The organism is Virgibacillus byunsanensis (assembly GCF_042675965.1).
GTDB classification, from domain to species: domain Bacteria; phylum Bacillota; class Bacilli; order Bacillales; family Amphibacillaceae; genus Virgibacillus_R; species Virgibacillus_R byunsanensis.
Genome location: NZ_JBHTKJ010000029.1, coordinates 13,607 through 39,855 on the forward strand (window position 1 = coordinate 13,607; position 26,249 = coordinate 39,855).

Annotated in this window: 28 protein-coding genes and 1 pseudogene; 9 read left to right on the forward strand and 20 right to left on the reverse strand. The window is 37.3% G+C overall.

Going from position 1 to position 26,249, the window contains the following annotated elements; translation table 11 throughout:
- Positions 1-6: 6 nt before the first annotated feature.
- From ACFQ3N_RS11450 to ACFQ3N_RS11470, 5 genes are all read right to left on the reverse strand, one after another.
- On the reverse strand, positions 7-321 hold the full coding sequence (locus tag ACFQ3N_RS11450) for a hypothetical protein (protein ID WP_390362520.1): 315 nt from the start codon (positions 319-321) through the stop codon (positions 7-9).
- A gap of 23 nt (positions 322-344) precedes the next feature.
- A complete protein-coding gene (locus ACFQ3N_RS11455; RefSeq protein ID WP_390362522.1) occupies positions 345-761 on the reverse strand; it encodes a hemerythrin domain-containing protein in 417 nt (138 codons plus the stop codon).
- Positions 762-1,492: 731 nt separating this feature from the next.
- A complete protein-coding gene (locus ACFQ3N_RS11460) occupies positions 1,493-2,011 on the reverse strand; it encodes a GDYXXLXY domain-containing protein (protein WP_390362524.1) in 519 nt (172 codons plus the stop codon).
- Positions 2,008-3,216, reverse strand: coding sequence for a DUF2157 domain-containing protein (locus ACFQ3N_RS11465; protein ID WP_390362526.1), 1,209 nt, complete (start codon positions 3,214-3,216; stop codon positions 2,008-2,010). Before ACFQ3N_RS11465 ends, ACFQ3N_RS11460 begins: the two co-directional genes overlap by 4 nt.
- Positions 3,213-4,409: a DUF418 domain-containing protein gene (locus ACFQ3N_RS11470; RefSeq protein WP_390362528.1), complete on the reverse strand. Its 1,197-nt coding sequence runs from the start codon at positions 4,407-4,409 to the stop codon at positions 3,213-3,215. Before ACFQ3N_RS11470 ends, ACFQ3N_RS11465 begins: the two co-directional genes overlap by 4 nt.
- Before the next feature lie 113 nt (positions 4,410-4,522).
- On the opposite strand from ACFQ3N_RS11470, the gene ACFQ3N_RS11475 reads away from it, so the two are divergent.
- From ACFQ3N_RS11475 to ACFQ3N_RS11500, 6 genes are all read left to right on the forward strand, one after another.
- Positions 4,523-4,735: a spore germination protein gene (locus ACFQ3N_RS11475; protein WP_390362530.1), complete on the forward strand. Its 213-nt coding sequence runs from the start codon at positions 4,523-4,525 to the stop codon at positions 4,733-4,735.
- 16 nt (positions 4,736-4,751) lie between these two features.
- Entirely contained in the window at positions 4,752-5,000 is a 249-nt protein-coding gene (locus ACFQ3N_RS11480) for a spore germination protein GerPB (RefSeq protein WP_390362532.1), read from the forward strand.
- A gap of 100 nt (positions 5,001-5,100) precedes the next feature.
- Positions 5,101-5,688, forward strand: coding sequence for a spore germination protein GerPC (gene gerPC / locus ACFQ3N_RS11485; protein ID WP_390362534.1), 588 nt, complete (start codon positions 5,101-5,103; stop codon positions 5,686-5,688).
- Positions 5,685-5,861, forward strand: a complete 177-nt coding sequence (locus ACFQ3N_RS11490) for a spore gernimation protein GerPD (RefSeq protein ID WP_390362536.1) — start codon at positions 5,685-5,687, stop codon at positions 5,859-5,861. The genes gerPC and ACFQ3N_RS11490 overlap by 4 nt, the downstream gene beginning before the upstream one ends.
- Positions 5,862-5,885: 24 nt before the next feature.
- The gene (locus ACFQ3N_RS11495) at positions 5,886-6,275 is read left to right on the forward strand and encodes a spore germination protein GerPE (protein ID WP_390362538.1); all 390 of its coding nucleotides are present in this window, start codon (positions 5,886-5,888) and stop codon (positions 6,273-6,275) included.
- A 57-nt stretch (positions 6,276-6,332) separates the two neighbouring features.
- Positions 6,333-6,551: a spore germination protein gene (locus ACFQ3N_RS11500; protein WP_390362540.1), complete on the forward strand. Its 219-nt coding sequence runs from the start codon at positions 6,333-6,335 to the stop codon at positions 6,549-6,551.
- A 54-nt stretch (positions 6,552-6,605) separates the two neighbouring features.
- Here ACFQ3N_RS11500 and ACFQ3N_RS11505 read toward each other — a convergent pair whose 3' ends face one another.
- The 9 genes from ACFQ3N_RS11505 to ACFQ3N_RS11545 form a co-directional block, all read right to left on the reverse strand.
- The gene (locus tag ACFQ3N_RS11505; RefSeq protein ID WP_390362542.1) at positions 6,606-7,163 is read right to left on the reverse strand and encodes a hypothetical protein; all 558 of its coding nucleotides are present in this window, start codon (positions 7,161-7,163) and stop codon (positions 6,606-6,608) included.
- A gap of 2 nt (positions 7,164-7,165) precedes the next feature.
- On the reverse strand, positions 7,166-7,798 hold the full coding sequence (locus ACFQ3N_RS11510) for an SCO family protein (RefSeq protein ID WP_390362544.1): 633 nt from the start codon (positions 7,796-7,798) through the stop codon (positions 7,166-7,168).
- Between the two features lie 114 nt (positions 7,799-7,912).
- The gene (locus tag ACFQ3N_RS11515) at positions 7,913-9,580 is read right to left on the reverse strand and encodes a cbb3-type cytochrome c oxidase subunit I (RefSeq protein WP_390362546.1); all 1,668 of its coding nucleotides are present in this window, start codon (positions 9,578-9,580) and stop codon (positions 7,913-7,915) included.
- A 14-nt stretch (positions 9,581-9,594) separates the two neighbouring features.
- A complete protein-coding gene (locus ACFQ3N_RS11520) occupies positions 9,595-10,056 on the reverse strand; it encodes a cytochrome c oxidase subunit II (protein WP_390362548.1) in 462 nt (153 codons plus the stop codon).
- Positions 10,057-10,074: 18 nt separating this feature from the next.
- Positions 10,075-10,236, reverse strand: coding sequence for a hypothetical protein (locus ACFQ3N_RS11525; protein ID WP_390362550.1), 162 nt, complete (start codon positions 10,234-10,236; stop codon positions 10,075-10,077).
- A gap of 228 nt (positions 10,237-10,464) precedes the next feature.
- The gene (gene addA, locus ACFQ3N_RS11530; RefSeq protein ID WP_390362552.1) at positions 10,465-14,181 is read right to left on the reverse strand and encodes a helicase-exonuclease AddAB subunit AddA; all 3,717 of its coding nucleotides are present in this window, start codon (positions 14,179-14,181) and stop codon (positions 10,465-10,467) included.
- Complete coding sequence (gene addB / locus ACFQ3N_RS11535; protein ID WP_390362554.1) at positions 14,182-17,673, reverse strand: helicase-exonuclease AddAB subunit AddB; 3,492 nt, start codon at positions 17,671-17,673, stop codon at positions 14,182-14,184. It lies immediately after the preceding gene.
- Between the two features lie 515 nt (positions 17,674-18,188).
- The gene (lepB, locus tag ACFQ3N_RS11540) at positions 18,189-18,737 is read right to left on the reverse strand and encodes a signal peptidase I (RefSeq protein WP_390362556.1); all 549 of its coding nucleotides are present in this window, start codon (positions 18,735-18,737) and stop codon (positions 18,189-18,191) included.
- 53 nt (positions 18,738-18,790) lie between these two features.
- Positions 18,791-19,444, reverse strand: coding sequence for a TVP38/TMEM64 family protein (locus tag ACFQ3N_RS11545; protein ID WP_390362558.1), 654 nt, complete (start codon positions 19,442-19,444; stop codon positions 18,791-18,793).
- A gap of 216 nt (positions 19,445-19,660) precedes the next feature.
- Between ACFQ3N_RS11545 and ACFQ3N_RS11550 the strand changes: the two genes are divergently transcribed.
- Positions 19,661-20,050 carry a hypothetical protein gene (locus ACFQ3N_RS11550; protein ID WP_390362560.1) on the forward strand — a complete coding sequence of 130 codons (390 nt, stop codon included), beginning with the start codon at positions 19,661-19,663 and terminating at the stop codon, positions 20,048-20,050.
- Here ACFQ3N_RS11550 and ACFQ3N_RS11555 read toward each other — a convergent pair.
- The 6 genes and pseudogenes from ACFQ3N_RS11555 to ACFQ3N_RS11580 form a co-directional block, all read right to left on the reverse strand.
- The gene (locus ACFQ3N_RS11555; RefSeq protein ID WP_390362562.1) at positions 19,998-20,519 is read right to left on the reverse strand and encodes a competence protein ComK; all 522 of its coding nucleotides are present in this window, start codon (positions 20,517-20,519) and stop codon (positions 19,998-20,000) included. The two genes, ACFQ3N_RS11550 and ACFQ3N_RS11555, sit on opposite strands and share 53 nt — an antisense overlap.
- A 130-nt stretch (positions 20,520-20,649) precedes the next feature.
- A complete protein-coding gene (locus ACFQ3N_RS11560) occupies positions 20,650-20,790 on the reverse strand; it encodes a hypothetical protein (RefSeq protein WP_390362563.1) in 141 nt (46 codons plus the stop codon).
- A gap of 262 nt (positions 20,791-21,052) precedes the next feature.
- Positions 21,053-21,490 (reverse strand): annotated as a pseudogene (locus ACFQ3N_RS11565) (AMP-binding enzyme); the annotation flags it as partial.
- Positions 21,490-21,852 (reverse strand): hypothetical protein, encoded by a 363-nt coding sequence (locus tag ACFQ3N_RS11570; protein WP_390362565.1) that lies wholly within the window; start codon positions 21,850-21,852, stop codon positions 21,490-21,492. The gene ACFQ3N_RS11570 and the pseudogene ACFQ3N_RS11565, both read right to left, overlap by 1 nt.
- A 204-nt stretch (positions 21,853-22,056) precedes the next feature.
- Positions 22,057-23,052, reverse strand: coding sequence for a lipoate--protein ligase (locus ACFQ3N_RS11575; RefSeq protein ID WP_390362567.1), 996 nt, complete (start codon positions 23,050-23,052; stop codon positions 22,057-22,059).
- Positions 23,053-23,128: 76 nt separating this feature from the next.
- Positions 23,129-23,860, reverse strand: coding sequence for an MBL fold metallo-hydrolase (locus ACFQ3N_RS11580; protein ID WP_390362569.1), 732 nt, complete (start codon positions 23,858-23,860; stop codon positions 23,129-23,131).
- A 96-nt stretch (positions 23,861-23,956) separates the two neighbouring features.
- Between ACFQ3N_RS11580 and yhfH the strand changes: the two genes are divergently transcribed.
- Positions 23,957-24,085: a protein YhfH gene (gene yhfH / locus ACFQ3N_RS11585; protein ID WP_390362571.1), complete on the forward strand. Its 129-nt coding sequence runs from the start codon at positions 23,957-23,959 to the stop codon at positions 24,083-24,085.
- Positions 24,086-24,281: 196 nt separating this feature from the next.
- Complete coding sequence (gene pepF / locus ACFQ3N_RS11590; protein WP_390362573.1) at positions 24,282-26,096, forward strand: oligoendopeptidase F; 1,815 nt, start codon at positions 24,282-24,284, stop codon at positions 26,094-26,096.
- The last annotated feature ends 153 nt before the right edge of the window (positions 26,097-26,249 follow it).

Below are 26,249 nucleotides of genomic sequence, written 5' to 3' on the forward strand. Positions count from 1 at the left end.
CACTTTCTATGGTTTTACCATTTTATAGTAGTCAGCAATAAGTGTTTCTTTACACGTTTCTTGAACTTCTTCGCAAAAATCGACAAAATCACTATTTATATTTACAAGATTCTCTTCTGAAAACGTGCGAGTTAGTTCCTGGGCAAAGTCCTCTCCAAAAAGAATCTGTATTTCCACTTTTGAATCCATCTTTCGCCCCATCGCCTGTATATCAAAAGGATGTATATTCTCAGCAGTTAGCTGTTCCATTAAATAGTCATAAAGGTTTGGATAGATTAATCGTAATAATCGTCTACTTGACTGTGAATCTTTGTTACTCAATCCTTCCACCTCCATATTTTAGATTAATGTTCAGGCAAAACCTTTTCCTCTTCATCATTGTGCAATTTATCCACCAAAATAAGAGCCTGAAAACGTTGTAATACATCAACTCCTACACCAGTATTTGCTAGTATATCCTTAATTTGCCTAACTATGAGTCTTAATAATTCATGATCCCTTGTTAAGGCAACAACACTATCTTTTAATTCAGGGGACTTTTCAGCAATTTCCTTGTATAATCCCATTTCCTCAGCCTCTGCATGTGCAAGGGTACGCGTTTCCCAATGTTCTAATGTAATATACGCGGTTTCCAATGCCCTATCCATGTCGTTTTCTTTCAACAGATTCTCTAATACGTTGGTTAATTCTTCTGCCTCTTGTAGTGCTGCCTCATGGATCATAGCATGACTTTCAACTTTTCTTAGAGCTGGACCTGACATGTTTATCCCTCCCTTTTTTTCATAATATTACCAGTAACTTTTAGTATTATACTACCAAAGTTAGATATGTAATTCCACAATTCTGTTAATTTAAACATTAATACTATTCAAATATTAATAATGGATGAAAACAAACACACCAACCCGTACGATTGGTGTGCATTCAATAAATTTTTAAAACCTGGCTGTTTTCTAAAAAATGTTGTTTTTGTCACATTAGATATAGACTGCGACGTAACTTGATGTGACGGTTAACCTACCGCTACGGAAATACACTTCGCTTTCACCCATCCGGGTACAAGTGCGACATCTGCTTCGTTTCACTGCGCAGTGTCTTCTACCCGTGGGTGGCTGATGAGCCTCTGCTCCCACAGGACAAGGAAAGCTACATAGCTTGGCATCGCACGAAGAAAATGTGGTCTTTACATTTTCAAGCAGTCTACGTGTATTTCCTCCGCTGTTATTTCCGTTACTGTCGTGGGACTGTATTAGTATTAATAGAACCCCTTACCAGTCAGGGTGAGCGGAGGGCGGTGACTCCTGCGGGAACAGCACGTGTCTGAAGACACCGAAGCGGTGGTTTTCCGCTTCGGAGGCTGAAGCCGTGCCCGCGGAAAGCATCCGCCCGTAGCGATCCCAGACGGCGGCAATAGCACGCGTTCTTAGAAATAAGCCTAAAGTTACGTCGCATTTCATATCAACTGCGAGGATTAAAATGCAACAAAACTTTATTACTCCATCACATTTTCGACGTCGATAACTTTTTTCTGACCCCAAGGAGCTAGTTTGATTGAGATCACCCATTGTTTACCTGAATCCAAATTAGTGTACGAATTATTTGTTGAAAATTGCTCTATTCCATAGGTGATTCTATGTTCTCCATTGGTTGAATCATAGTACTGATATTTCCCTGTTAATACAACCTGATTTGATTTAGCGTCGAATTTTTCTGCTGAAGCGTTAACTGCATGGTACACACCATTTTCATCTGCCTCAAGAAGTACATAAACTTTCTCATTGTAATCCACCGATTCTGCCATGTTCCATACATCTGATGGGAGTGTATTAATTTCATAGTCTACATACATATCATTTCCAACATCATATGCTTGATATTTTGGTCCTGTAATATCTTCCTGAAGCAACTTTACCGTCACACCATAGTCATCTATTAGGTAATACTGGATACCAAGTATCGAAAGAATTCCAACCTGAATTAGCAGCAATCCATAAAAAAGTATTCGCTTCATTCGCCGCTTCCTCCTTTACGTTCATCCATTAGTGCACGTCGTTGTCTTTCAATAAAGAAACTGATAACAAACAGCAGAATACCGCCTATCAGGAAAAATAATGATTTATTCATCGCGTCCCATGCATACTGAATATATACCGTAAATGTACTAAACAAAAATGCAATCGTACCGAGCATAATTTTTTCCTGGTTCCCCTTATTGTAACCAACGAACAACCATGCCAAAGAAAAGATAAATAAAACTGCTAAGCTAAGAACATATGAAAGTGGCAGAAACGCAACCGGTAAAAATAAAATGAAATCTACTGCCTCGATACGTATCTTTTTCACAAATTTTATCCAAATTGCTAAACCAAATAAGATCATCCATACTACTATAAACGTCCATTGATACTCTAGATCATCCATGAAAAAAGTTTCCTGTAACAAAAATGTCTGATACATTCCAAAAATAAAAACACTTAGTAAACTAATATATTTAAGAGCAACTGACAACGTCTGTTTTCGCAGTAAATCTCCTGCAATATAGAACGCTAAGAAATAAACGAGCAACCAATAGTATTGATGGGATTCTGCTATTGTTAATACAACCATTTGTATCGAAAAACTAATCCCAAATAGATAACCAAAAAGTGGATATGCCCGGTGATATGTAAAATGACCATACCCTAAAATAAGTACAACCAGAAGTAACCAATCGAATGAGGAAAATTGAGAACCACTATAAATTTGACCAGCAATTGTTACGATCATCCCTGCTGCAAAAAGCAGTTTATGATCGTAAATATAATATAAAAGTAAGCCAATAATACTCCAAGCAAGGAATGGCCACGCCTGATACAGTGTAATATTAAATATGTCTATGGTTAGCAGCATTCCTGCCCCAAACACCACATATCCAAGCACGATAAAGCTAACGCCTAATAATGATGACCGTTTTCGGTACAACATATCTCCCACGACATACAGACCAACTGTAACAACACTAAAAACAATAATTCGTGAAAAATGGGCGACTTGAGCCCAATCTGACATTATAAATGTCAAGAAACCAAGACCTGTTAACAGGACAGCAAATAAAATGATAATGATATTAGGATCTTTTCTCACGTATTGCTGCAATATTTTGTCCAATTGATCATCCGTTATGATGCCATCATTAACCCATTTTTCACCTTCTTGCTTTAGTTTCGTTTTATTCATGACTCCTCACCTCTTTTTTCATTTTTCCGAAATGGCTGCTTTCTATTATATGTTAAACTTCGCCAAATCCATTCTAACGGTCCAAATAAATAATGAGAAAACCACCACTTACTCCATATTATCTGAACGCTAAATATGATGATGACGAATACTACTCCAGTTAAGGGGCTAACCGACCCATAGAATCCAAAACCAATTCCATAAAACAACATAAAACTTATAATGGATTGTATGATGTAGTTTGTTAAAGCCATGCGGCCGACATACGCAAATGGTTTTACGAGCTTTAAACCAATTCTGGTTTGGGCAAGTAATGTAATCGAAACTATGTAGAATAATGCAGAAAAAGTCCCACCAATATTATCTTGAAAGTAAGAGAACCATGCTGGATTACCAAAAAGGTAAGGTCCTAATTTAAATAATAGGAAGAAGAACAGCGTAATTGTCCATAGTCGTTGTAATAAAGATTTATGCTTACTTGGTTCGTGTAACCAGCGCTTTCTTGCCATGTACATCCCAAATAAGAACAATGGCAGCAGCGTACACACAAGTAACAAAAATGAAATCCCTCCACCATTGGAATACATCCAATCATCATAGTTTTGAGACCAAATGGTTATTAGATTACTACTTTGATAGTTAGCTAAAGCATGATTTATGGCATCTTTATTAACATGATCCAAATAGTTACGAGCCCCGAATAACATGAGGCTAAATAATCCGACACTTCCTACAAGTAAACTAAATCCCCAACTTAGTAATGTCCTGTCCCTTACCTGTATAAATAGCAATAGCAACAATCCAATCGTGCCATAGGATAGCAAAATATCGCCATGCCATATTAAAAAGGCATGGATTAATCCAAACCCAATTAATAGCAAAAGTCTTCGTAGCAAAAATGACTTTACATTTACATGTCGTGTTTGAAATCGATCCACTAAAATTTGAAAACCAAATCCAAATAGCAACGAAAATAACGTATAAAAACTCGCTTGGAAAAAGATATCAATAAACGCTTGTGTGTACTGATCTGTAACAGATGACCAAGCACTACTTTCACCGCCATACATAAAATATGGTGCGGCGAAAGCCCCGATATTCACCATGAAAATTCCAAAAATCGCAAAACCCCGAGCAGCATCAATCCAAACTAACCGATTTGTTTTATTTATTGGTGACACGTTTTCATTCAAAATAAACACCTCCAATAACTCTCATACTATTATTATAGACCAAGACATTGCTTCCTTCATTTTTTCAACAATTCATTACGATTACATAAACTAATCATGAAGGAGTGATAAGTATGCCGGCAATAGTAGGAGCAGTTAAAGTTATTAATATATCTGCATCAAGTATTTTCAACATTGGCGATGTTTACTCCATGTCTCCTGATAGTTCTGCGAAAACATATGCTGGCGGTGGCTCTTTTAATACAGGAGATGGAATCCGCGTTAATCTTGAAAATTCCAATACGTATGTACAGGATTCAGACAAAATTGATCAGTCAATTAGTTAAGAACGGAGTGATAAATATGAGCGTAACCATTCATCAATCAATTAGCATTTATCTCCTAAAAGTGGGAGCCATTACTAATTCATCCGTATTACAGATTGGTAGTACTGGTTGCATCCAGGCACAATCTGATCAATATAATACAGGAGGTTATACTGAACCCGCTGAAGAAGCTGAACCGGTCGGCGAGGCAGATACTCCTATTCTTCCTCTATCCCAGCAAGAACAAGAAGAAACACGTATTCTAAAGAATACACGACAAGCATAATTAATTTTAACTTTCTTTACGCTAGACAATAGCACAATTCCCCCTTTCATGCATAAACTGTTTATAGGTCTTTGCCTAGCAATAAAGGGGGACTACATGTATGAATAGTAATGAATGGAACAATTTTCTATATAACCTTCATCATATCAATCAACAACAAGAAGAAAAAATTAAAACCTTAGAGGAAAAAATAGACCAGCTCGAAAGAAAAGTTCAGGAGAAAAGTAATAATACAGTAGAAAAAGTGGAATATCATTTTGATCAATTAAAAATAGAAAATTTAAATGGTACGCTGCATATTGGTCTTTCTCCAAATGATTTGAACAACATAGAAGAGTTTGACGTTGCACAAACAAACAAAAATCAACCAACCCCTCCACCTTTGAAACAAACACTTATGTCTGAATTAAATGGCTATGTCCAAGAAACTTGCCCATCACTAATCCAGCAATTATCTGACCAATACAATAGACCGATTGATGAAGAATATCAGACCATGATGATACAAGATATTGCAAAACAACTTCCCCAAAGAATAGCGTATTATGAAGAAGAGGCAAAGAAAACTATTCGTACAGAGTCAGACGAACAGTTAAAAGAATATATAACGAATCACATTAAAAAGGAAATTAATCATTCATTAACGAATTATATGCAAGCAAAGGATTCAAAAGGGGATGAACAATGAATATTGAAGTACACAATTGGGGACTAGACGTTGGTAACGTTGAGATTGATGCCATTACCGCTTCATCGGTTTTTTTAATCGGGGATAATGAAGAAATAAACCTTGCTTCTTTTTACGATACACCTCCAGAAGCATTTGCAATTGGGTCAATCGTACCATTAGCACCTGTTTAGGGAGTGTAGGGGGAAATATGTATTATGTTAAAGCGTACAGCAGAAGTGAAAAAAATTACTATTAATTCCGTAACATTCAGTTCCATTTTTAATATAGGAGACACGAAAATATCTCATCCAAAAACAAAGGAAATAGCAGTCCAAAAAGAAGGTGCAACTTTTACAAAAGAAGATAATCTTTATTTTCGCGATTATCCCATTTTTAATATGGAACCTAACTGGCTCTCAAAGCAGCATACAGCTTCAACCACTACAGCACACCATGTAAACACAATTAACGTTCAAAATGTATCCATTATTGGTGTTAGTTCATCTTCCATAGCCCAGGTGGGAAGTATTGGGAAAATAAATGCAGATGCTAGAATAAAGCACTTCCGTATATTATTACCAGAGAATGGACCCACACAAACTTGATTATTTTTCATACTCTAATATATCCTATGAAATTACTTTATCCTAGAAGGTGTTAATATGCCATCGATAGTTGGACCGATAAAGATTAATAGTGTTGGCGGTGGAGTTGTTAATTTTGGAGATTCATTTTACTTGTCACCAAAGAGTTCCTCCAAGACTAATACAGGTTCTGGGTCATTAAACACAGGTGATTTCATCTGTACAAATAACGGTTTAAGCTCCACCAACCCATTCGACCCGGATGTAAATGACCAAAACATCACCGCTAATGCATAAACAAAAGGAGAAAACTAAAAGAGATAGCCCAATTGGCTATCTCTTCTACCTTTATTATTCATAATCCGATTCTTTAATAAATAGTATTTGTACGTAATAGATAAGAACACACGCGGCAACAGTTATAAAAGCCCATCCAAGTGTTTTTTGTTCAATTATTAAATAGTTGTTACACAATTGACTTTCTGAGGCGATATATATCCATCCCATAATAATGGAGCTTATGACAAAATAAATATATACGAAATGCTGAGCAAATGTACCAATCTTTTTCCAGCTCTCACGTAGCGGTATCCCCACTAAAAATGGTAAACTAATAAACTTAAATATCTCTACCGTCTGCATTGTTAATGCATCATCCATTGCTCTTGGCAGCATCCAATAACTCCAAATGATAATAACGAGTAAAATTCCGGGAATACCATTGCTGTTCCACTTTTTAAAGAATCCTGGAAATCGTTGTTGTACATAGGGTGCCATCATCATTCCTGCAATCACTAACAAAGGCATTTGCATGTGCATATGAATCGTCATAACGGACTCTAATAAATTAGCAACTGGAGGGAGAATTAAGAAAACAAACAGCACTAAACCATATATTGCTTGTTGCATCTTTATTCCCCCTTGTCATTTTCTAGCGTAGTTATGACAGTATCTGCTGCTTCATCAATCTTCGTATAGTCCATCACTTTGTCTAATTTACCTTGTCTATCAACCAAGTAAAATGCGGAGTTATGTGTGAAATTTCCTGTGTCATCTGGAATTACAATAACACCAAACTCATCTAACAATCCATCTAATTCAGATTGCTCTGGAATTCTTGCCATCCTCCATGTTTCCCCGTCACTTTCAAAATAACTTCTATATTTATTCAACGTTTCTGGAGTATCTCTTGTAGGGTCAAAACTGACACTAAGGAATACAATATCTTCACCAATATATTCATCTGGTACCTGATTATAAACCTCTGCCATATTCATTTCTAATTGAAGGCATACATCGGTACATGATGTATAAATAAATGTGATAAATACATATTTTTCTTCAAATTCCGAAAAAGAATAAACTCTTCTCTCGCTGTCCTCAAGTGTTACATCAGGAAACTCAGGTTTCTCTTCAAGTAGTTTATTCGTCCTAGCACTTTCGGCAGTAAATGCTTGAAATCCGTCAGTACCTATATAAAATAATCCTACTCCAAAAAGTAATACAAGAATGATAGCGAACGTATTATGCCCATTTTTAATCATGGAAATCACTTCCCAAAGTCTAATTTATGATGCTGTACATATGATGTTTTCTACTAAGATGAAAGAGACAGCCTTACACCTTCGGCTATCTCTTTATCCCTTCATATAAATTAATTACCACGTTTTAAATGGTGGTGATCCTGGGTCACCGATAAAGTCTACTACCGGAATAACATATGCCATCACCACTATGATAAGCATGATAAGAATGATTTTACTCCAACGTTCTGTCCAGAATGGTGTTTTCGTTGCATTGTCTTCTTCATCCGCAATAAGGAATTCTGATTCACCTTTAGGTGCACGAAGCATAAGGTGGAACATTGCAAACACTTGCATAAGAACTGCGATAATTAGAATAGTTCCTCCAATTGCCAAGAAGATTAGATATGGATCCCAACCTAAAGCAGTTGCATGATCACCATATGTTGAGAAAGAAGTTCTTCTTGGAGAGCCTAGTAACCCGACTAAATGCATTGCTATTGCCATTAGTGACATACCGACTGTCCAAAGAATCGTTTGCCATACACCAAATTTATTCATTTTAGGTGTTAGTATTCGACCAGATACATATGGTACTAACCAATAACTTACTCCGAAGAAGGTCAGTGCAACCGTCATACCTAGTGTTAAGTGGAAGTGTCCTGTTACCCATAAAGAGTTGTGTATTACTTGGTCTAATTGGTTTGTTGTTTGAACGATACCACCAGCACCAGCTGGGATAAATGAAATCATTGCAATCATTGGTGCTAAGAAACGAACATCACCCCATGGTAACTTCTTAAAGAATCCAAATAAACCTTTTGCCCCTTTTCTTCTTCCAGTTCTTTCGAATACAGAGAACATGGCATATGCAGTCATTAATGATGGAAATCCAACCGCTAAACTCATGAATACGTGCATGTATTTAACTGATTCAGAGATTCCAGGGTCAATGATTTGGTGATGAAAACCACCAGGGATGTTTAGAATTACTAAGAGAATAATAACGATACGAGTTAAAAAGTCACTGAATCGTCTTCCACCAATTACTTTTGGTATTATTACATACCATGCAGAAATTGCTGTTAAATACCAGATGTTAACTAATGTATGTCCAAAAGCCCAAAATAGTGTACGACTTAACATAACGTTAATGGTTTCCATCCATCCGAATGTCCATGGAATAATCATAAATACTTCAATTGCCACTGGAATACTTGAGAAGAATAATAGTACAAACACACCAGTTGCAAAAAATGAAAGAATTGGAACGTGTTTACCTTTATTATTTTTTCTCCAAGTTGCAACCTGGATAAATGCTCCAAATGCTGCCATCCATACCCCTAGTACGATGAACACTAATCCAATATAAAACATTGGAGAAGCAGCCATTGGCGGATAAAATGTGTACATTACAGATGCTTCATTCATTAGGATCGGAATTACTGCTAATACGAATCCGACCATTTTCAATCCAAACCCTATCCATACCATTTTTCTAACCTTTGGTAGCAAGCCACCTAAGTTATGGGATAATACAGAATAGAAGTAACCAATTGTAAAGAATGCAGTGAACACTAGAATTAAAAGTAATCCGTGTGCTGTTAATACTTGATAATAATTAAGCCATGATGGTAATTCGAGAAGGCCTGCTCTGTTTAATCCCTGTAAAAGACCTAAAATACCACCTAAAAGCAATGCAATAAATGTTACTGTAAAATATGATTTCGATATTCGAGCATCTAACGGGTTAACCCCCAATGCCTTATTTGCTTTTTCTTTTATCGTTTCTGCTAAAGCCATAGAGTTTCCCTCCCTTATTTAACCGTAATAGTTGTACTCATAACTTGGTGACCAGCACCACAATATTCGTTACATATCACTAAATACTCACCAGGTTCGTTAAATGTCTGTGTGATCTTTTGCACATACCCTGGCATAACCATTGCATTCACGTTTGTTCCAGCAATTTGAAAACCGTGTGTTACGTCCTTAGAAGTCATTGTAAATGTCACTTCTGAACCAGCTGGTATTTCAATATCGTTTGGAGTAAAACTAAAGATTTGAAGAGTCATGACAACTTCGTACTCGTTATCTCCTGTTTGAAATACACCAGGGTTATCAAAAGGTGCTGTTTCGTCTACTTTTTGTGGATCAATTGTTTCCGTGTGACTTGGTGGTCCCATTCCCAGTGCAAATGCTTGATAGCCAGCAAATAGAAAAAACCCTATAATCATAGCACTACTCAAAATAAGCCAAATCTTTTCTTCACGATGCATATCGTTTCTCCCCCTTAATTAGATATCAACTCTAACCATGTACAACCAATAAAATGCTATATATAGTACTAAAATAAATCCTCCTACAAATATTAAGGACGAAGCAAATGCTCCTTTTACTGAATTCTCACTTTCATGCTCAACTTTTTCTTCAGGATTGTTTGTTTTTATTACTTCCATCGAAAACCATCCTCCTTTAATATTTATTTCACTTACATCATATTGCGAATGGTGTTTATTCGAAGTGAAATACATCACATCCGAATACCATATTTACCCCTATTTTTGAACGGATTATGTCAAAGACCAAAATCACCCAATAAAAAACGATCAAATCCCTTGTAAACAAAGGGTTTTGATCGTTAAAAATAATCATTATAATTTGTAACTGGATTGCCACAATTAGCTTTAGGAAATAGTTAATTCCAACTGTTTGGCAAAGAAATAGAGTTTTGTTCCCATAACAGGCTGATTCCAGATATGTTCAATCGCATATTTATAAAGTTTCATCTGTGTATCATATCTTGCTTTCAATTTACGGATGACTTGATCTGTGACTTCTCCATCAATGGCATCTGTTTTGTAATCTACGATAATCCATCCGTCATCCATTGGAATCACACAGTCTATTACACCCTGTACTAACACGTTTTCATTTTCACCTGTCCAATTTGCGTATACCTCCTTAGCGGGAAGTGATAGACTGAAAGGAATTTCCCGATAGATCGATGGTACGTTCATCATATACTGCGCAATTTCTGTGTCAAAAAATGCCTCAACAGCTTTACTATCGACTACATCTGCTTCTTGTCTGGTCAATATTTCACGCTCTACTAATGATTCAACAAATTCACGTATGTCATGTTCTACCATAGGTTTACTCATTGGTATATGTTGCATGACAGCATGCATTGCTGTACCTCTTTCCGTTGCTGATATCGTTTTTTCTTTTTGCATAAACTGCGGCCTTTTAACAATTGGTGCCTGAAATGGTTGTACAAGCTGATCAGCACTATATTCATCTTTTAGTTCACGCTGTCGTTTAATTTCTGTCACCGTTTGTTTGGCACGAGATTTTGCTGCTTCTTGATATGGATACACATAAGAAAGTCTTTTTTCCACATGTTCTTCTAACACTTCATCCTCTAGATCCACCGGCTGCCATGTCGTTATATTCTCCTTCAACTTCTGGTTTGTCTCAACTATTGCTTCCTGCCTATTCGTTAAGTCACTACCATGGACAATAGAAACATTCCACTCCGATGGATCGATTCGGATTTCCTCGAGTACGGCATCACTAACTTCTTCTGTTCGTAACACATCATTGGTCTGATGACGAATGAGTGCTGGCCCAACCCAGTCAAGATACGTTTTGGATTGGATTCGAAAGTGTGCTGGCAACACCCACTGGGCATGATCGATCATTGTTTGCCATTTGTCTTGCTTCTTTTCAAACGAGGCAACATTTCCGACCATTAAGAGTTTTTCTTTTGCACGGGTTAACGCAACATATAAAACGCGCATTTCCTCAGCAAGCAATTCTCGCAATTTTTCCTGTTGTAATGCATGATGAAATAAGGTTGGGTAGGTAATTCGCTTAACAGGGTCAATATATTTACTGGCAAACCCAAGATCTTTATGCAGCAAATATCGTTGCCGTAAATCCTGTAAATTGAACTGTTTATCCATGGCTCCTACAATTACAACTGGAAACTCAAGGCCTTTACTTTTATGAATGGTCATAATTCGTACAACATCTTCTTGTTCACTTAATGCTCGTGCAGCACCAAGGTCTTCGCCGCGTTCCTCCATCCGTTCGATAAACCTTAAGAACCGAAACAGACCGCGAAATGATGTGGTTTCATAACCTCTTGCCCGGTCATATAGTGCGCGCAAGTTAGCTTGACGTTGACGACCACCAGGCATTCCCCCGACAAAATCATAATATCCTGTCTTTCGATAGATTTCCCAAATTAAGTCCGATAGTGCTCCTTGTCTGGACGCCAAACGAAATTGTTCCAATAACTTCAGAAAATGACTCACTTTTACAGCTGTATTACTGTTGTTTTCTTTTACAAATTGCCTCAACGCATCATAATAGGTGTTTTTCCTGTCAGACAACCTTACTAATGCGAGGTCTTCTTCATTCAAACCAACAATCGGTGAATGTAAAACAGACGCTAAGGAAATGTCTTGTCTTGGATTATCTATTACTTTGAGAAAGCTCAACATGATCTTCACTTCAATTGCTTCAAAATAACCAGTGGAAAGCTCGGCATACACAGGGATACCTTGTTTTTTCAGTTCATCAACAATTGTCGGTGCCCATGTCATGGAACGCATTAAAATAACAATGTCCCGGTATTGAACATGACGTTGTGCTTCTGTTACTTTATCAACGACTTGTAAAGCTTTTCCATCTTTTTTTCCAATCCACTGCTTAATTTTATCTGCGTAGGCCCTTGCTTCTAATTGGGCTTTTTCCAAGTCTTGATAATCTTCGTCTTCTTCATTATCTTCTTTTTCCTCTGGAACTTCCCGGTCAATGATTAAAAGTTCAGGTTGTGGCTCCTCATAAGGAAACGAATCATACATTTTATTAGCATAAATTAATTCAGCATCTTGATCATAATTTATTTCGCCTAAATTCTCATCAAATATCTGTCTAAAAATATAATTTGCTCCGACTAACACTTGCTCTCTACTACGGAAATTACTAGATAAATCAATCCGTGACGCCTGATAATCGTTCTGGGCAAAGCGTTTATATTTTTGGATAAATAAAGTTGGTTCGGCGTGACGAAAACGATAGATACTTTGCTTCACATCCCCTACCATAAACATGTTCCCTGGACCTGTCTGATCACTGATTAACGTTAAAATGGTCTCTTGAACAAGATTTGTATCCTGGTATTCATCAACAAGCAGCTCACTGAATTGTTTTTTAAATTGTGTCGCTACAATAGAAGGCAGTGGGTTTCCCTTATCTGAGGACTCATCGACCAATAACTGAAGACAATAATGCTCCAGATCAGAAAAATCAACAATAGCACGTTCTTTTTTCTGCTTGGTAAACCGTTCTTTAAATTGTTTCACTAGTTCTGTTAGTTGTTTCACAACAGGAGCTAGCTCCTGCATGTCTTCTATATGACTTGTAAGATCACGGCTAAACCAGCCATTTTTCATACTATTCCAGCGTTTTTTATAGCTTTCTCTTAAAGCTTTTACCTTATCTTTTTTCGCTTGGTCACATTCAACCTTTTTACCTGAAAGTCTTGCAAACGTACTGCTCGACATAAATGCTTGCAAACCATCCCATGAATCAAGCGATTTTAACGCTTCGTGCAGGTTTTCTAAATCCGATTCGATTGCTTCTGCATAGTGAAATGGACCATCACTTTCACGAGTCAGGCCTAACGCAAGAACAAGTTCTTGTTTCATGGCATCGAATTGGTCTTTTACTTCTCGTTTAATAATAGTTAACCAATTTAAACGTGCCTCATCCCAATCTTTGGGTATGTCATACACAACAGCTAACTGATCAAGCCATTCTTCTGGCCATGGATTTTGTACAGCAAATGTATATAACTTTAGAATAAGATTTTCAACTTCCACATCACTACGATCACTGGAAAACCGGTCGACAACAGCGAAAAAACTTTGTTGTTCGTCACCTTCTTTGCCATACCAATCCTCAAATAAATCATCCAACACTTCTTGCTTAATTAAATCAGCTTCCATGTCGTTAGCAATTCGAAATGAAGGGTCTATATCAAGTAAATAAGCATACTGTTTTACTACATCTAAACAAAAGGAATGTAATGTCGAAATTGATGCACGCTGAAGAAGCGATAATTGTTTTTTTAAATGAACAGAAGTTGGATCTTCTGCCAATGCTTTTTCTAGTGCTGCTCCCACTCGATTACGCATTTCTTGAGCTGCAGCGTTTGTGAACGTTACCACAAGCAAGGAATCAATATCAACCGGACTTTCTTTTTTTAATAGCTTTTGAATAATCCGTTCAACCAAAACAGCTGTCTTTCCAGAACCTGCTGCAGCTGCAACAAGCACATCACTTCCATCTGTATAAATAGCTTTCTCTTGTTCCTTTGTCCAGTTAACCATTTATATCCCCTCCTTATCACGGAGTTGGTCTAGAATTTCATCATCCTTCATATCAACAAGCTTATGATAATTGTTATCCTCAAGTGTAGGATCAAATTGACATACGGAATGAAACGGACAATACGTACACGCAACCGATTGCTTGTGCTGGAATGGGTTTAAATGTACGCCACCTGAAGTCATGTCTATACCAGCTCGCTTCATAATTTGATGAATGTGATTTTGTAAGCTGCTGAATGTCGTATCGTCAGCAATCTTGGAGTGGTTATAAAACCCACCATTTTTCTTCACACCCGCAGGGATTATTTGACTTGTACCAGACTCTAGTGATGTATCCATTAATTTCACTATTTGTTCGTCTGATAATAACAGGCCTTGCATTTTATACTTTTTAAAGATCTCATTCTCGATCGCCTCATCCGACATTCTTTGTTTTCCAGATACCATTGGATTGTGTACATGAAAATATAGTACTCCAGCAGGTGTTGCTTTCACCCCCAGCCACTGTTCGGAATGAGACAAGACAACATCCAGATACGTTAACATTTGTAATGCTAACCCGTAGTATACTTCTACTAGGTTTAAACCTTTTGCACTCGATTTATAATCAACAATTCGTAAAAATAAATCTTCATTACTCAATGCCTTATCAACCCGATCAATTCGCCCGCGTAACATCAATTCAAAGCCATTATCAAGTGGCAAAGTAACGGGTGGCAGTGTTTGCCCTTCCCCAAAGCCAAGTTCCAGACCGACTGGTGAAAACTCACTTTGCTTGGCTTGTTCACTTAAGACATAGGTAGCTCGAGCAATTACCTCTTCTAGCTTTTGCTGAATATATTGATAGCGATTAGAGCTATGCAGTATTTGGTGCTGTAATATTGGTGCAAGTGTGGCCACAGCTTTTTGTGCGTAACCATCTGTTTCCTTTTTATTTAACTGGGAAAAATCTCTACCCTCTGCTTGAATCCATTCTGTGATTTTTTTCAATGCTTCATGGAAAAGGTTCCCAATGTCTGGTGCATCCAGTTTGTACGTCTTTCGCTCATCCAATCCTAAACTATATTTTGCAAAGTGCTGATACGAACAACGATGATACATCTCCAACCTGGAAACACTTGCTTTAACTTGTTCTGGATATAGCTGCTTTACCGTGTCTTCTGATAGATTTTTAGGTGTATTTTGATAGTATAAGCTTTGCAATATCGTATAGGTCGTTCCATATTTCTCATGGTTATCTACATACCAATTCAGTACATGCCACCATACCGGCTTAACAGGATACCCTTTACGATTTCGAGCTAGCTGAGCAGTTAATGCAGACCTTGTTTTCAATGGCGTTGTAATGAATCGATCAGCCTCTGTTAACTCATCAGGATCCTGAAGTAATAGATGGTTAGCACATTCCGGGAACAAATCCTCGAGCCTTTTGATCATTTGGGACGGCATTTTCGATTTTCCTTCTTCATCACTTAACGGATAGCTGACCCATAAATGATCCCGAGGGGCAGTAAACGCAACATACATATAAAACCAGTCATCCAATAATTGACGCTTACTACTCTCAGCAAGCTTTAAACCATGCCCTGCTAAAAGTTCCCGTTCCTGTTCGTTAATCATCCCGTCCCCAGCTGGTTTCATCGGCCAAACACCTTCACTGACGCCAAGAAGATAGGCACATTTTATGCCACTCATTCTAGATCGATCAACAGTTCCAACAGTAACATGATCCATACTAGGAGGTACGTGAGCAAATTTTAAGGAGTCAAAGCCCGCATCAATCGTGGAACGAAACGTTGCTAATGACATCGTTTCCTCCCCTGCCATTTCTACCATTTCATCTAATAGCTGAATGATGGCATTCCATACTTGTTCCTGTTCGCGTCCTTTTTCGATTTGACCCTGATCATCATAGTATGCTCGCATATCCTCTAAGCGCTTAGGAACGTTTAAAGATTCTAACAACAAATAAACACGCTCACATAATTCGTGTACCGTATCCACATTTCTAATTTCTTCATCAAAACGTTCTAGACCTTTAACAACTTGTGCTCGGTAAGCATTGATTCGTTGCTGTGCCTCTTTTTCTGAGTCTGTTTGAGACGTTTGGTCAAACCCACGGAATCGTTGGAAAATCCATTCGTCATCCCCCATCCAACGTTTTCGCGACCGAATCCCATACTCGAGTACGTAATTTTCCAATTCATCAATCGCATCGTCATCAAGTGGATAGTCGGGGTCTGTAGCTGGAATAAAGCCAGTTTTCAACACACGAAAAATAGCATCATAGCGCCAATTACCGTCCACAATATCCAATACGGAACGAACGAATTCCACTAACGCATGATTAAGCATGGGACGTTTTTCATCAATAAATACCGGTATATCATAATCACGGAAAATAGTATCAATTAAGTCATGATAAATATCCGTTTGACGTATAAAAACAGCAATATCTTGAAAACGATACTTTTCTTCTCGTACTAGACGAATAATGTCCTGGGCAGCACCCTCTACCTCAGCACGTGGATGAACCGACTCAGCAACTGTGATAGGTACATTTCCACTATAAGCAGGAGCAGGACGCACATCAAAATTACTCTCTAAATGGGCAAAGGAAGGCTTATCTTTAAATCTACCATTTTCCGGGTCTAGTACTACATTATCTTCTATCGTTATTCCATTTTCCAAAGCCATTGTCTTTAGAATCTGATATGTTTCCTTCGTTTGATAAAACAAATCTAATTCTGATAAATCTTCCCCTTCAGGATGGTCAATCGTTAACGTTACGGTTATGTTTTCACATTTATTCATTAATGCTTCCACAACATATAGTTCCTTTGGTGTGAAGCGATGGAATCCATCAAAGTAAATTTCAGCACCATCTAAAAATGCCGCATCACTCACTTTCTCAGCCAACAATTGTAATTGATCTTCACTATCAATATAGTTGTCCTGAAGCGCAACTATTAATTTTTCATATATATAAGAAATATCATCAAGTTTATTTGACAGCGCCTCTTCTCCAGGGTCTTTATGAACATACTGATTTATTTCAGCCATTTGGAGTCGCAGCATTTCCGGTGTTATACGATATCGTTTAAACTCTGTAATCATTTTTTCTATTTGATCTAAAAAGCCTTGCTTTTCAATTGCTTTTTGAAATACTTGCCACTCTGATTGCTTTTCTTCAATAATTTTGCGAAGCATCATTTGGATACCAACAGAACTAATAAATTTCTTAGTACCGCCACCAGTTTCCTGCAAAACCCGCCAGGCGAGACGCGAAAAACTAACAACCTGACCACGAATACTGCCATGAATATCGTCTTCATTAAATAATGCATATTCCTGCTGAAAGGTCATTTGGTCTGGTACGATATAGAATATCGGAGGACCTTGTGGATCTTGTATCAATTTTGCTTTGATTTCGTCCAGTGTCCTGCCACTCTTACCAGTTCCAGCTCTTCCCACTAAAAACCTGATCCCCATCCTAATCCCCCTCTGCATTTTTTATTATTATCTAAACTTTTACTTTTTTCAATTAGAAAACTTGGCTTATCGTTAAAGGGATTCTTAGTAAGCGTACTTTGCTTTCTTAGAATCCCTTATGCTTTGGAGTGCAAGCCATAATGGCGAATGCTTAAGTTGCACTTATGTGGGGCTGGGACGTTACTAAAGTATTTAACTCAAAAAGACTAACAACGTACTACTTAGGAGGAAATATACGTAGACTCCTTGAAAATACAAACCGATGTTCTGCGTGCGATGCCACGCTATGTAGCTTTCCTTGTCATGCGGGATGATAGGCCTAGGTGAGACACTGTAGTGCGTTAGCACGAAGGGGGCTCATCAGCTGCCCGCGGAAAGCGAAGTATATTTCCGGAGCGGTTTTTATGCGCCAATCATATTCGATTTTTCTTTAAGAAAATACTTTTGTCCCAGCCCCACTAAATAAAAAACTTCTATCCTATTTTATCAAAGACAGAAGCTTTATTATACAATATTCACTTACCGAAACTTAACTGAGCTTCTTTCAACGGCCAATACCTGACATCTACTTTACCTACAAGCTTTTCTGTCGACACGAATCCAAATGCCCTGCTATCCAGACTTTCGATACGGTTGTCACCTAGTACAAACAATTTATCCCGAGGTACCTTAGTACTTCCCGTACTTTCTTCTATTGTAAAATCGTTCGTGAAAGGTTTCTTGCTACCTTGTTTAAACATACTTAAAAATGATTCTTCTACAAACTTTCCGTTTACATATAGTTTATCATTTTTATACTCAATTTCATCTCCAGGTAATCCGATGACACGTTTCACATAATCATCCTCTGCATTTGCATGAAAAATAACAACATCAAAACGATCTACATCTGTTAAATTATAAATCACTTTATTAACCATTAATAAATTGCCTTCATACAGTGTTGGCTCCATCGACCTACCCTCAACCACATAGCTAGCAAATAAAAAGGATCTGAATACAAAGGCTAATACAACCGCTAATAAAATCACGGATATTATTCTAACGTATTTATTTTTGTTCATTGTGTTGCCTCCAGGTTATCATCTAAGCCTATTATACCCAGATTGCAACACGCTTAATCTAATTCTTCACTTGAAGCATCTTTTAACTTTGCCTTTTTAGCTAATCGTTTTTCAATATACTTACCTAGTATCCAAAACAATAAAATACAAACCCCTACCACAATTGTCCGTATTGGGTTTTTAGCAAATTCCATTACACTTGAACCAACAAAAGCTATCGAAAAGATCATAACTGATTTCCCCATAATAACTGCTAATACAAACTGTTGTGTGCTGATTTTGGATAAACCAGAAACAACATTAATAACAGACGACGGCGAAAATGGAAAACACATTAATAAAAACAGCGGTCCAAATCCATGGCGCTCCAACCAGGCAGTAACTCGACGCACCTGTTTATTTTTCCGTATTATTTTGAAGAATTTTTTATTGCCAAGCTTTCGTATTACTAAAAAAACAATAATAGCTCCGACACTAGACCCTGCCCAAGATAATAAAAAACCTTCTAACAACCCATATGCAGCTGAGTTAGCAAACACAAACACAACTAAAGGTAAAAATGGAAGGAATGCCTCAACAAAAGGTAATAGAATACCTGGTAACGGACCTAAACTTTCATATTCATTCAAGATCTCTCTTATAAACTCATCTAATTCTTCTTCTTCAAACATTATTTTCAAATTGGCTAAAAAATTATATAAGTACATTCAGAAATATCCCCTCATGTAAAACTTCAGCGATTCATTATTTCCTATTTTAACTAATTTTATTTTAATCTAAACACATTCATCTGCAAAGTAATTGATGATAATAGCCTCTTTCTTTCCGTTTCCAAAATTTGATTGTTTTTTATGGTGTATTTTATTTCTATTTTATCATATAATAAAAATAGGAACACACGTTCTTAAACGGAGGGAGATTTCATGCGCTATCTTAATGAAGAAGAACTAGAGATTGCTACACGTTTTCTATTTCTTTCGATGGCAATGACTGTTATCAAACAAGATATTCATCACATCCAGCTTGGAGAATTTAAGATAAAAGAACCTTATATTAAACTTTTAGAAGAAATGAATAAACATGCTATGACTGAACGTAGAGAGCTACGTACAACGATGAACCATCAAAGAATTCAGGTTGTTACATTAAATAAAAATGACTCATTTTCATCCTACTTATTTCTATGCAAAGGGCGAGAAGAAAAGCGTAATTACTTTAATCCTGCTATCCGCAAGAAAGTAGAAGTAATCGTTGAGGAGCTTATGCGTAAGGCTCTGCAACCATATCAGGATTATGCTTCTGTAAATACTTGATCCGTTTATCTAATAAGTAGCGAAATTGAGCAGTTCGTTGTACCTGATTAAGTATGGAACCAAACGAAACTTCAATAATAATTCTTTTGCCATTTTTAAAAGTGATTTCCGTTGATTGGCTTGTTGTTTTATTTACTTGGTCAATATGAGAGTGAGCAATCCATGAGCACTTATTACTCGTCGGTGAGGTTGTTGGAAAAAAATACATGCCACTTGAAGGATCAATGGAGATAGGAGCCTTATGGGTAATACCACAAATGTCCCGGGTACCGTCTTGCCTCCCACGTAGACTAGATCCGAAAAACTTGCACGCATAATCTATAATCTTACTAGGAGAATGGTCCACATGATTTTCTCCCTGTTCTTCAATTACACACGTACTTAGTTTCCCATTTTCATCTCGTTGCGCTAAAACAGCCATTGTTAGAGGAGTTACTTCGTGTGAAGGAAGATAAACGTCATTTAACATAATTTTCATCCTTTCTATGTTAAACGGAAATAAAGAGGCTATAGTACTAATTTATCAAATTTTTAGATAAAAGGGTATTCGAAATTATAATTTTATGACAAAGTTCACAAAAAGTTCACAAATTTCGCTATTATTCGTCACTAGACTGATTCTCTTTTTCCAGAGGTACTTCTACAGTTGATTCTGTTGTAAACATGTTATCGAACGGATGAAAATCAGGGTTCAATAACGTATATGTAGCTAATTCCGGCGTATTTTTATCTTGATCCATTTCTACCAAATCCTTTTTATTTTTAGTATGTCGGATTTAGCAGGAAACCATACACACAAAAGCGCTTAACGTCCTTACAGGCTAAGCTCCTAAGAAAAGAACTTTTTTCTGCGTGCGATGTTTTTTCAAGGAAGCCTTTCTTATCCTGTAGTTGGGAGCTGGTTGTTGCTTACATGGTTAATAAATTTTCCTTAGGCTCTAAGTTTTATAATTTTCTAGGTTTAAAAAGGTGCTCCTGTATAGGAACACCTTTTTGCTTAATTTATTGTTCTACTTTTTCACGCAAGTTTGTACGCAAAATCTTGCCCGTTGTATTCTTTGGAAATTCATCCATAAATTTAATCTTAGCTGGAACCCTATATTTAGCTAAGTGTCTTTTACCTTCCACTAGTTTTTCTTCAGTTAGAGAAGGATCATCAGCTACAACAAAGCTTACAACTGCCTCTCCAATATTTTGGTGAGGCTTACCAATCACGGCTACTTCAGTAATATCAATACTAAATACCTCTTGTGGTGAAAATTTCGGTACAATTAATACCGTACCACCATTCATCAACGGCGCATTTAACGAAACGGTTAAACAGAACACATGAAACATAGGTAACGCTGCAATAACGCGGCCCACACTATTGATCGTTAAATAGTTAGCAACATCTTTTGCATACGAATACAATTTTTTATGCGTTAGCATTGCACCTTTCAAGAGAAAGCGTTAACACAATGTGGATGTTTGGACTGAGGTTGATGAATTTTATTGTGGCTGTTGATCGAAAATTTGTACTCTTGATAGATTTCTCGTTCCCTTGATCGATTCTCCACTCTCTTGATCGATTTCCCGCTCTCTTGATCGATTTCGGTATATGCTCGATCGATTTCCAGCTTTCCTTGATCGAAAATTTGTGCTCTTGATCGATTCCCATGGCTCTTGATCGATTCTCCACTCTCTTGATCGATTTCCATGGCTCTTGATCGATTCTCCACTCTCTTGATCGATTTCGGTATATGCTCGATCGATTTCCAGCTTTCCTTGATCGAAAATTTGTGCTCTTGATCGATTCCCATGGCTCTTGATCGATTCTCCACTCTCTTGATCGATTTCGGTATATGCTCGATCGATTTTCAGCTTTCCTTGATCGAAAATTTGTTCTCTTGATCGATTTCCATGGCTCTTGATCGATTTCCATGGCTCTTGACCGATTCTACCCCAAGTTTTACCAGCACATAAAAATACAACCCACTAAACCAAGTGAGTTGTATCCTTAATCCTTAATAAATCAAGTTAATGAAGTCTTCTTTCGATATCTTACCTAGATAATGGGGTACGTCTACATCTTCCAATGCCGCTTCGATAGCTTTTCGCTCGTGACGGATTCCGGTTAACTTATCTTCAATAACCTCAACACTACCTACACCAAAGAAATCGCCATATATTTTGCAGTTTTCGATGTTTCCTTTTTTTACGTCTAAACGAACATCGACTAGGCCTGCATCAAATTTATGTGATTCCTGCACATTGAAGGACGGTGATTTCCCATAGTTCCAATCCCATTTTTGATAACGTTCTTCTGAGATTTTATGAACATTTTCCCAGTCTTGTTCTGTTAATTCATAACGAGGAACATCCTTCACGTCTTCCACGTCAAAAACGTAACGTAAAATGGTTTCCTTAAATTGATCCATTTTAATTTTTTCTTCAAGGAATTCGGAAATATTTGCTACCCGACTGCGGATCGACTTAATTCCTTTTGAAGTGATTTTTTCTTTATTTACATTTAAAGCAGCAACAACGTGCTCAATTTCAGAGTCCAGCATAAGTGTACCATGACTAAACATGCGTCCTTTTGTGGAGAACATTGCATTACCGGAAATCTTACGTCCCTCTACAACGAGATCATTTCTTCCCTTTAGTTCTGCAGGTACGCCTAGTTTGTTCAACGCTTCTACCATTGGTTGGGTGAATTTTGCAAAGTTATGGAAACTCTCCCCGTCATCTTTTGTAATGAAACTAAAATTCAAGTTACCTTCATCATGATAAACAGCACCGCCACCAGATAGGCGACGCACAACTTTAATACCATTTTCATCTACATATTCGGTGTTAATTTCTTCGACTGAATTTTGGTTTCGCCCAATAATAATGGATGGTTTATTAATATAAAATAATAAGTATGTATCCTGCTCCCCGAAGTTTTGTAAAACATATTCTTCTAATGCCAAGTTTATCGTTGGATCAGTAATTCCTTTATTATCAATAAATTTCATAACCTTTAACCTCCCCTAATTGTCTTTCCAACAACCAGTTTAATGCAAAACGACAACCCAATCAAAAGATATACCTCTAAGCTTGCCATACTAATCCTTCATGTGCTAATCGAATCGATCCCTTGTAGTTGCTTTTTGCTTCACTTACTAGATCAATGTTTTCCCTATATTGTGGAAGATGACTCAATATTAATTCTCCAACACCTGCTTCATTAGCAATTGCTGCCCCTTCAACACTCGTCATGTGTCCTGCTTTTGATCCGTCCTGATCCGCATAAAAATTACAATCCGTAATGAGAAGGTCCGCACCCTTTGCAAAATCAATCCATTCATCTTTGTACGATGTGTCAGCAGTATAGACAATCACACTCTCCCCGTCCGTAATACGCATACCAAAACACGGAACCGGATGATTCGTTTGCAGGAATGTAATTGAAAATGGGCCAATTTCAAGCGTCCCATTTGGATCGTATGCTATCCCTTTTGTCGATTGGTGTGTCAAATTTTCAAAACCATTTTTATCCTGTGCATGACCATAAATCGGTAATATTTCATTTCTTTTGCGAATATAAGAATTAACAAGCCATGCATACTGTAACACGCCAATATCTGCTACATGATCCTGGTGATAATGGGATAATACAACTGCATTAATACCCATGACATCCGTATATTTTTGTACCTTTGATAATGCACCACTTCCCGCATCCACTAGTAATGTAAAATTATCCTTTTCCACTAAATATGCTGATGTAGCGCTATTTGGAGCAGGATATCCACCCCAGAAACCAACTACAGTTACTCTCATAAAATATCACCTCGTTAAAAATTTGTTGTAACACAGCATTGACATAATGCATACTGTTATAATACAATACAGTTACCAACTTAAAGGAGGATGCACATGATAAACGTCGTTGAATTTTTTAGGAATTTACCAAAGAAGAAATGTCAACAATGTGGGAATGCCATGCATGAAAAAGCCGATTGTTATGGCAATGTTTGTGACGAATGTGATCATCCAGCAAGATAGTAATTAGTATATCCAAGTAATCAAATGGAATAAATTTATTTAACTGTACTATAACATTAACATTATAATCTATCCACTTAGCAGCTATAAATAGTTGCTAAATTTTTTTGCTTAAATCTCTGAAAAATCATATCATTCTATTACCTTTTATTTTATAATTAGTTAGAGTACCGAAACATTCTTTGAAAGGGGTTTAATCATGACAACGAAACAAAAAAGATGGACACGTTCAGAAGTACCTATTGAGCAAACATGGGATTTAACTGACTTATTCTCAACTGATGAGGAATGGGAAAAAGAACTAGCTGCTGTACAAGCCGATGTCAGTGATGTTACACAATATAAAGGTAAACTTGGTGAAAGTGCTAAAACCTTATTAAACTGTCTTACTGCACTAGAAAGTTTTCAAAAAAGATTGATTCGTGTAGCTACATATGCTAGTTTGCGTGCAAGCGCTGATGGGTCTGATCCGAAAAACCAGGGGGATTCTGCAAAAGTTTCTGCAGCAATGGCGGGAATCGGTGCCAACGTTTCTTTTATCGAATCTGAATTACTTACCATTCCAGAAGCTAAACTAAAAGATTTTTTACAAGAAGAAAAAGAGTTACAAACCTACGAAAAAATGTTAAATGACATTATGGAGAAAAAGCCTTATACACTTTCTCCAGAAATAGAAGAAACATTAGCTTCACTTAGCGAAGTTCATGGTGCTCCATATATGATTTATCAGCGTAGTAAATCCTCTGATATGGATTTCTCGTCTATTGAGGATGAAAACGGTGAAGAGCTACCAATGTCATTCGCCTTATATGAAGATCGCTATGAATTATCACCAGATACAAAAATACGTCGTAAAGCCTATGATTCTTTCATCCAAACGCTAAATCAATACAAGAATACCTATGCAGCAACATATGCGACAGAAATAACAAAACAGGTTACCATGTCGCGTTTACGTTCGTACAATTCGGTTACTGACATGCTCTTGCAGCCACAGGATGTTACACAGGAAATGTACCATAATCAATTGGAAGTTATTCAAAAAGAACTTGCCCCACATATGCGACGCTTCGCGAAGCTTAAACAAGAAAAGCTTGGTCTGGATAAATTGCATTTTAGTGATTTAAAAGCACCATTAGACCCTGAATTCAATCCAGAAACATCATATGAAGAAGCAACTAATACTATTCTTGAAGCATTAGAGGTAATGGGACCTGAATACACAGAAATTATGAAAAAAGGAGTCAACGATCGCTGGGTCGATTTCTCTGATAATGTAGGAAAACAAACTGGTGCTTTTTGCGCAAGTCCGTACGGCGTACATCCATACATCCTTCTAACATGGACCGGTACGATGCGTGGAGCGTTTATGCTTGCACATGAACTAGGCCATGCAGGGCATTTCTACCTAGCTGGGAAAAACCAAGACTTAGTTAACACGCGTCCTTCTACCTATTTCGTTGAAGGTCCATCAACCATTAATGAATTATTGCTTGCAAACCATTTAAAACAAAAAACAGATGACAAACGAATGAAACGCTGGGTAATCACTCAGTTACTCGGAACGTATTATCATAACTTTGTTACCCACTTACTAGAAGGAGAATTCCAGCGCCGTGTATATGCACTAGCTGAAGAAGGAATACCACTAACAGCTAATGTATTATCCGAGCAAAAACGGGAAGCATTAGAAAACTTCTGGGGTGATACAGTAACATTTGATGAGGGTGCAGGCCTTACTTGGATGCGCCAGCCACATTACTATATGGGATTATATCCATATACGTATTCTGCTGGATTAACGGTATCAACTGCAGTAGCTCAAAAAATCCAAACAGAAGGAAAACCTGCTGTTGATCGTTGGCTAAACGTACTTAAATCAGGAGGAACAATGAAGCCACTTGATCTTATTAAACAAGCTGGTGTCGATATGTCCAAACCTGATGCGATCAAAGATGCAGTTGCATTCGTTGGTTCACTCGTTGATGAATTAGAACAAAGCTATGAATAAATATCTAGTATATCCCAGGTGAGAAAATCACTTGGGATTTCTTTATTGCTTACTCTACAATCGTAGAAAATGAGTAAATTGGGGCATGTGAACTACTCCCACCACTTACCACCCTTACGGGTTGCTTGAAGTGGGGGCTTCTTGGGTAATCGT

Coding starts and splice junctions, on each gene's coding strand:
- ACFQ3N_RS11455 (WP_390362522.1), bottom strand. CDS start 761: ATGTCAGGTCCAGCTCTAAGAAAAGTTGAAAGTCATGCTATGATCCAT.
- ACFQ3N_RS11460 (WP_390362524.1), bottom strand. CDS start 2,011: ATGAAGCGAATACTTTTTTATGGATTGCTGCTAATTCAGGTTGGAATT.
- ACFQ3N_RS11465 (WP_390362526.1), bottom strand. CDS start 3,216: ATGAATAAAACGAAACTAAAGCAAGAAGGTGAAAAATGGGTTAATGAT.
- ACFQ3N_RS11475 (WP_390362530.1), top strand. CDS start 4,523: ATGCCGGCAATAGTAGGAGCAGTTAAAGTTATTAATATATCTGCATCA.
- ACFQ3N_RS11480 (WP_390362532.1), top strand. CDS start 4,752: ATGAGCGTAACCATTCATCAATCAATTAGCATTTATCTCCTAAAAGTG.
- gerPC (WP_390362534.1), top strand. CDS start 5,101: ATGAATAGTAATGAATGGAACAATTTTCTATATAACCTTCATCATATC.
- ACFQ3N_RS11490 (WP_390362536.1), top strand. CDS start 5,685: ATGAATATTGAAGTACACAATTGGGGACTAGACGTTGGTAACGTTGAG.
- ACFQ3N_RS11495 (WP_390362538.1), top strand. CDS start 5,886: ATGTTAAAGCGTACAGCAGAAGTGAAAAAAATTACTATTAATTCCGTA.
- ACFQ3N_RS11500 (WP_390362540.1), top strand. CDS start 6,333: ATGCCATCGATAGTTGGACCGATAAAGATTAATAGTGTTGGCGGTGGA.
- ACFQ3N_RS11505 (WP_390362542.1), bottom strand. CDS start 7,163: ATGCAACAAGCAATATATGGTTTAGTGCTGTTTGTTTTCTTAATTCTC.
- ACFQ3N_RS11510 (WP_390362544.1), bottom strand. CDS start 7,798: ATGATTAAAAATGGGCATAATACGTTCGCTATCATTCTTGTATTACTT.
- ACFQ3N_RS11515 (WP_390362546.1), bottom strand. CDS start 9,580: ATGGCTTTAGCAGAAACGATAAAAGAAAAAGCAAATAAGGCATTGGGG.
- ACFQ3N_RS11520 (WP_390362548.1), bottom strand. CDS start 10,056: ATGCATCGTGAAGAAAAGATTTGGCTTATTTTGAGTAGTGCTATGATT.
- ACFQ3N_RS11525 (WP_390362550.1), bottom strand. CDS start 10,236: ATGGAAGTAATAAAAACAAACAATCCTGAAGAAAAAGTTGAGCATGAA.
- addA (WP_390362552.1), bottom strand. CDS start 14,181: ATGGTTAACTGGACAAAGGAACAAGAGAAAGCTATTTATACAGATGGA.
- addB (WP_390362554.1), bottom strand. CDS start 17,673: ATGGGGATCAGGTTTTTAGTGGGAAGAGCTGGAACTGGTAAGAGTGGC.
- lepB (WP_390362556.1), bottom strand. CDS start 18,737: ATGAACAAAAATAAATACGTTAGAATAATATCCGTGATTTTATTAGCG.
- ACFQ3N_RS11545 (WP_390362558.1), bottom strand. CDS start 19,444: ATGTACTTATATAATTTTTTAGCCAATTTGAAAATAATGTTTGAAGAA.
- ACFQ3N_RS11550 (WP_390362560.1), top strand. CDS start 19,661: ATGCGCTATCTTAATGAAGAAGAACTAGAGATTGCTACACGTTTTCTA.
- ACFQ3N_RS11555 (WP_390362562.1), bottom strand. CDS start 20,519: ATGTTAAATGACGTTTATCTTCCTTCACACGAAGTAACTCCTCTAACA.
- ACFQ3N_RS11560 (WP_390362563.1), bottom strand. CDS start 20,790: ATGGATCAAGATAAAAATACGCCGGAATTAGCTACATATACGTTATTG.
- ACFQ3N_RS11570 (WP_390362565.1), bottom strand. CDS start 21,852: ATGGGAATCGATCAAGAGCACAAATTTTCGATCAAGGAAAGCTGGAAA.
- ACFQ3N_RS11575 (WP_390362567.1), bottom strand. CDS start 23,052: ATGAAATTTATTGATAATAAAGGAATTACTGATCCAACGATAAACTTG.
- ACFQ3N_RS11580 (WP_390362569.1), bottom strand. CDS start 23,860: ATGAGAGTAACTGTAGTTGGTTTCTGGGGTGGATATCCTGCTCCAAAT.
- yhfH (WP_390362571.1), top strand. CDS start 23,957: ATGATAAACGTCGTTGAATTTTTTAGGAATTTACCAAAGAAGAAATGT.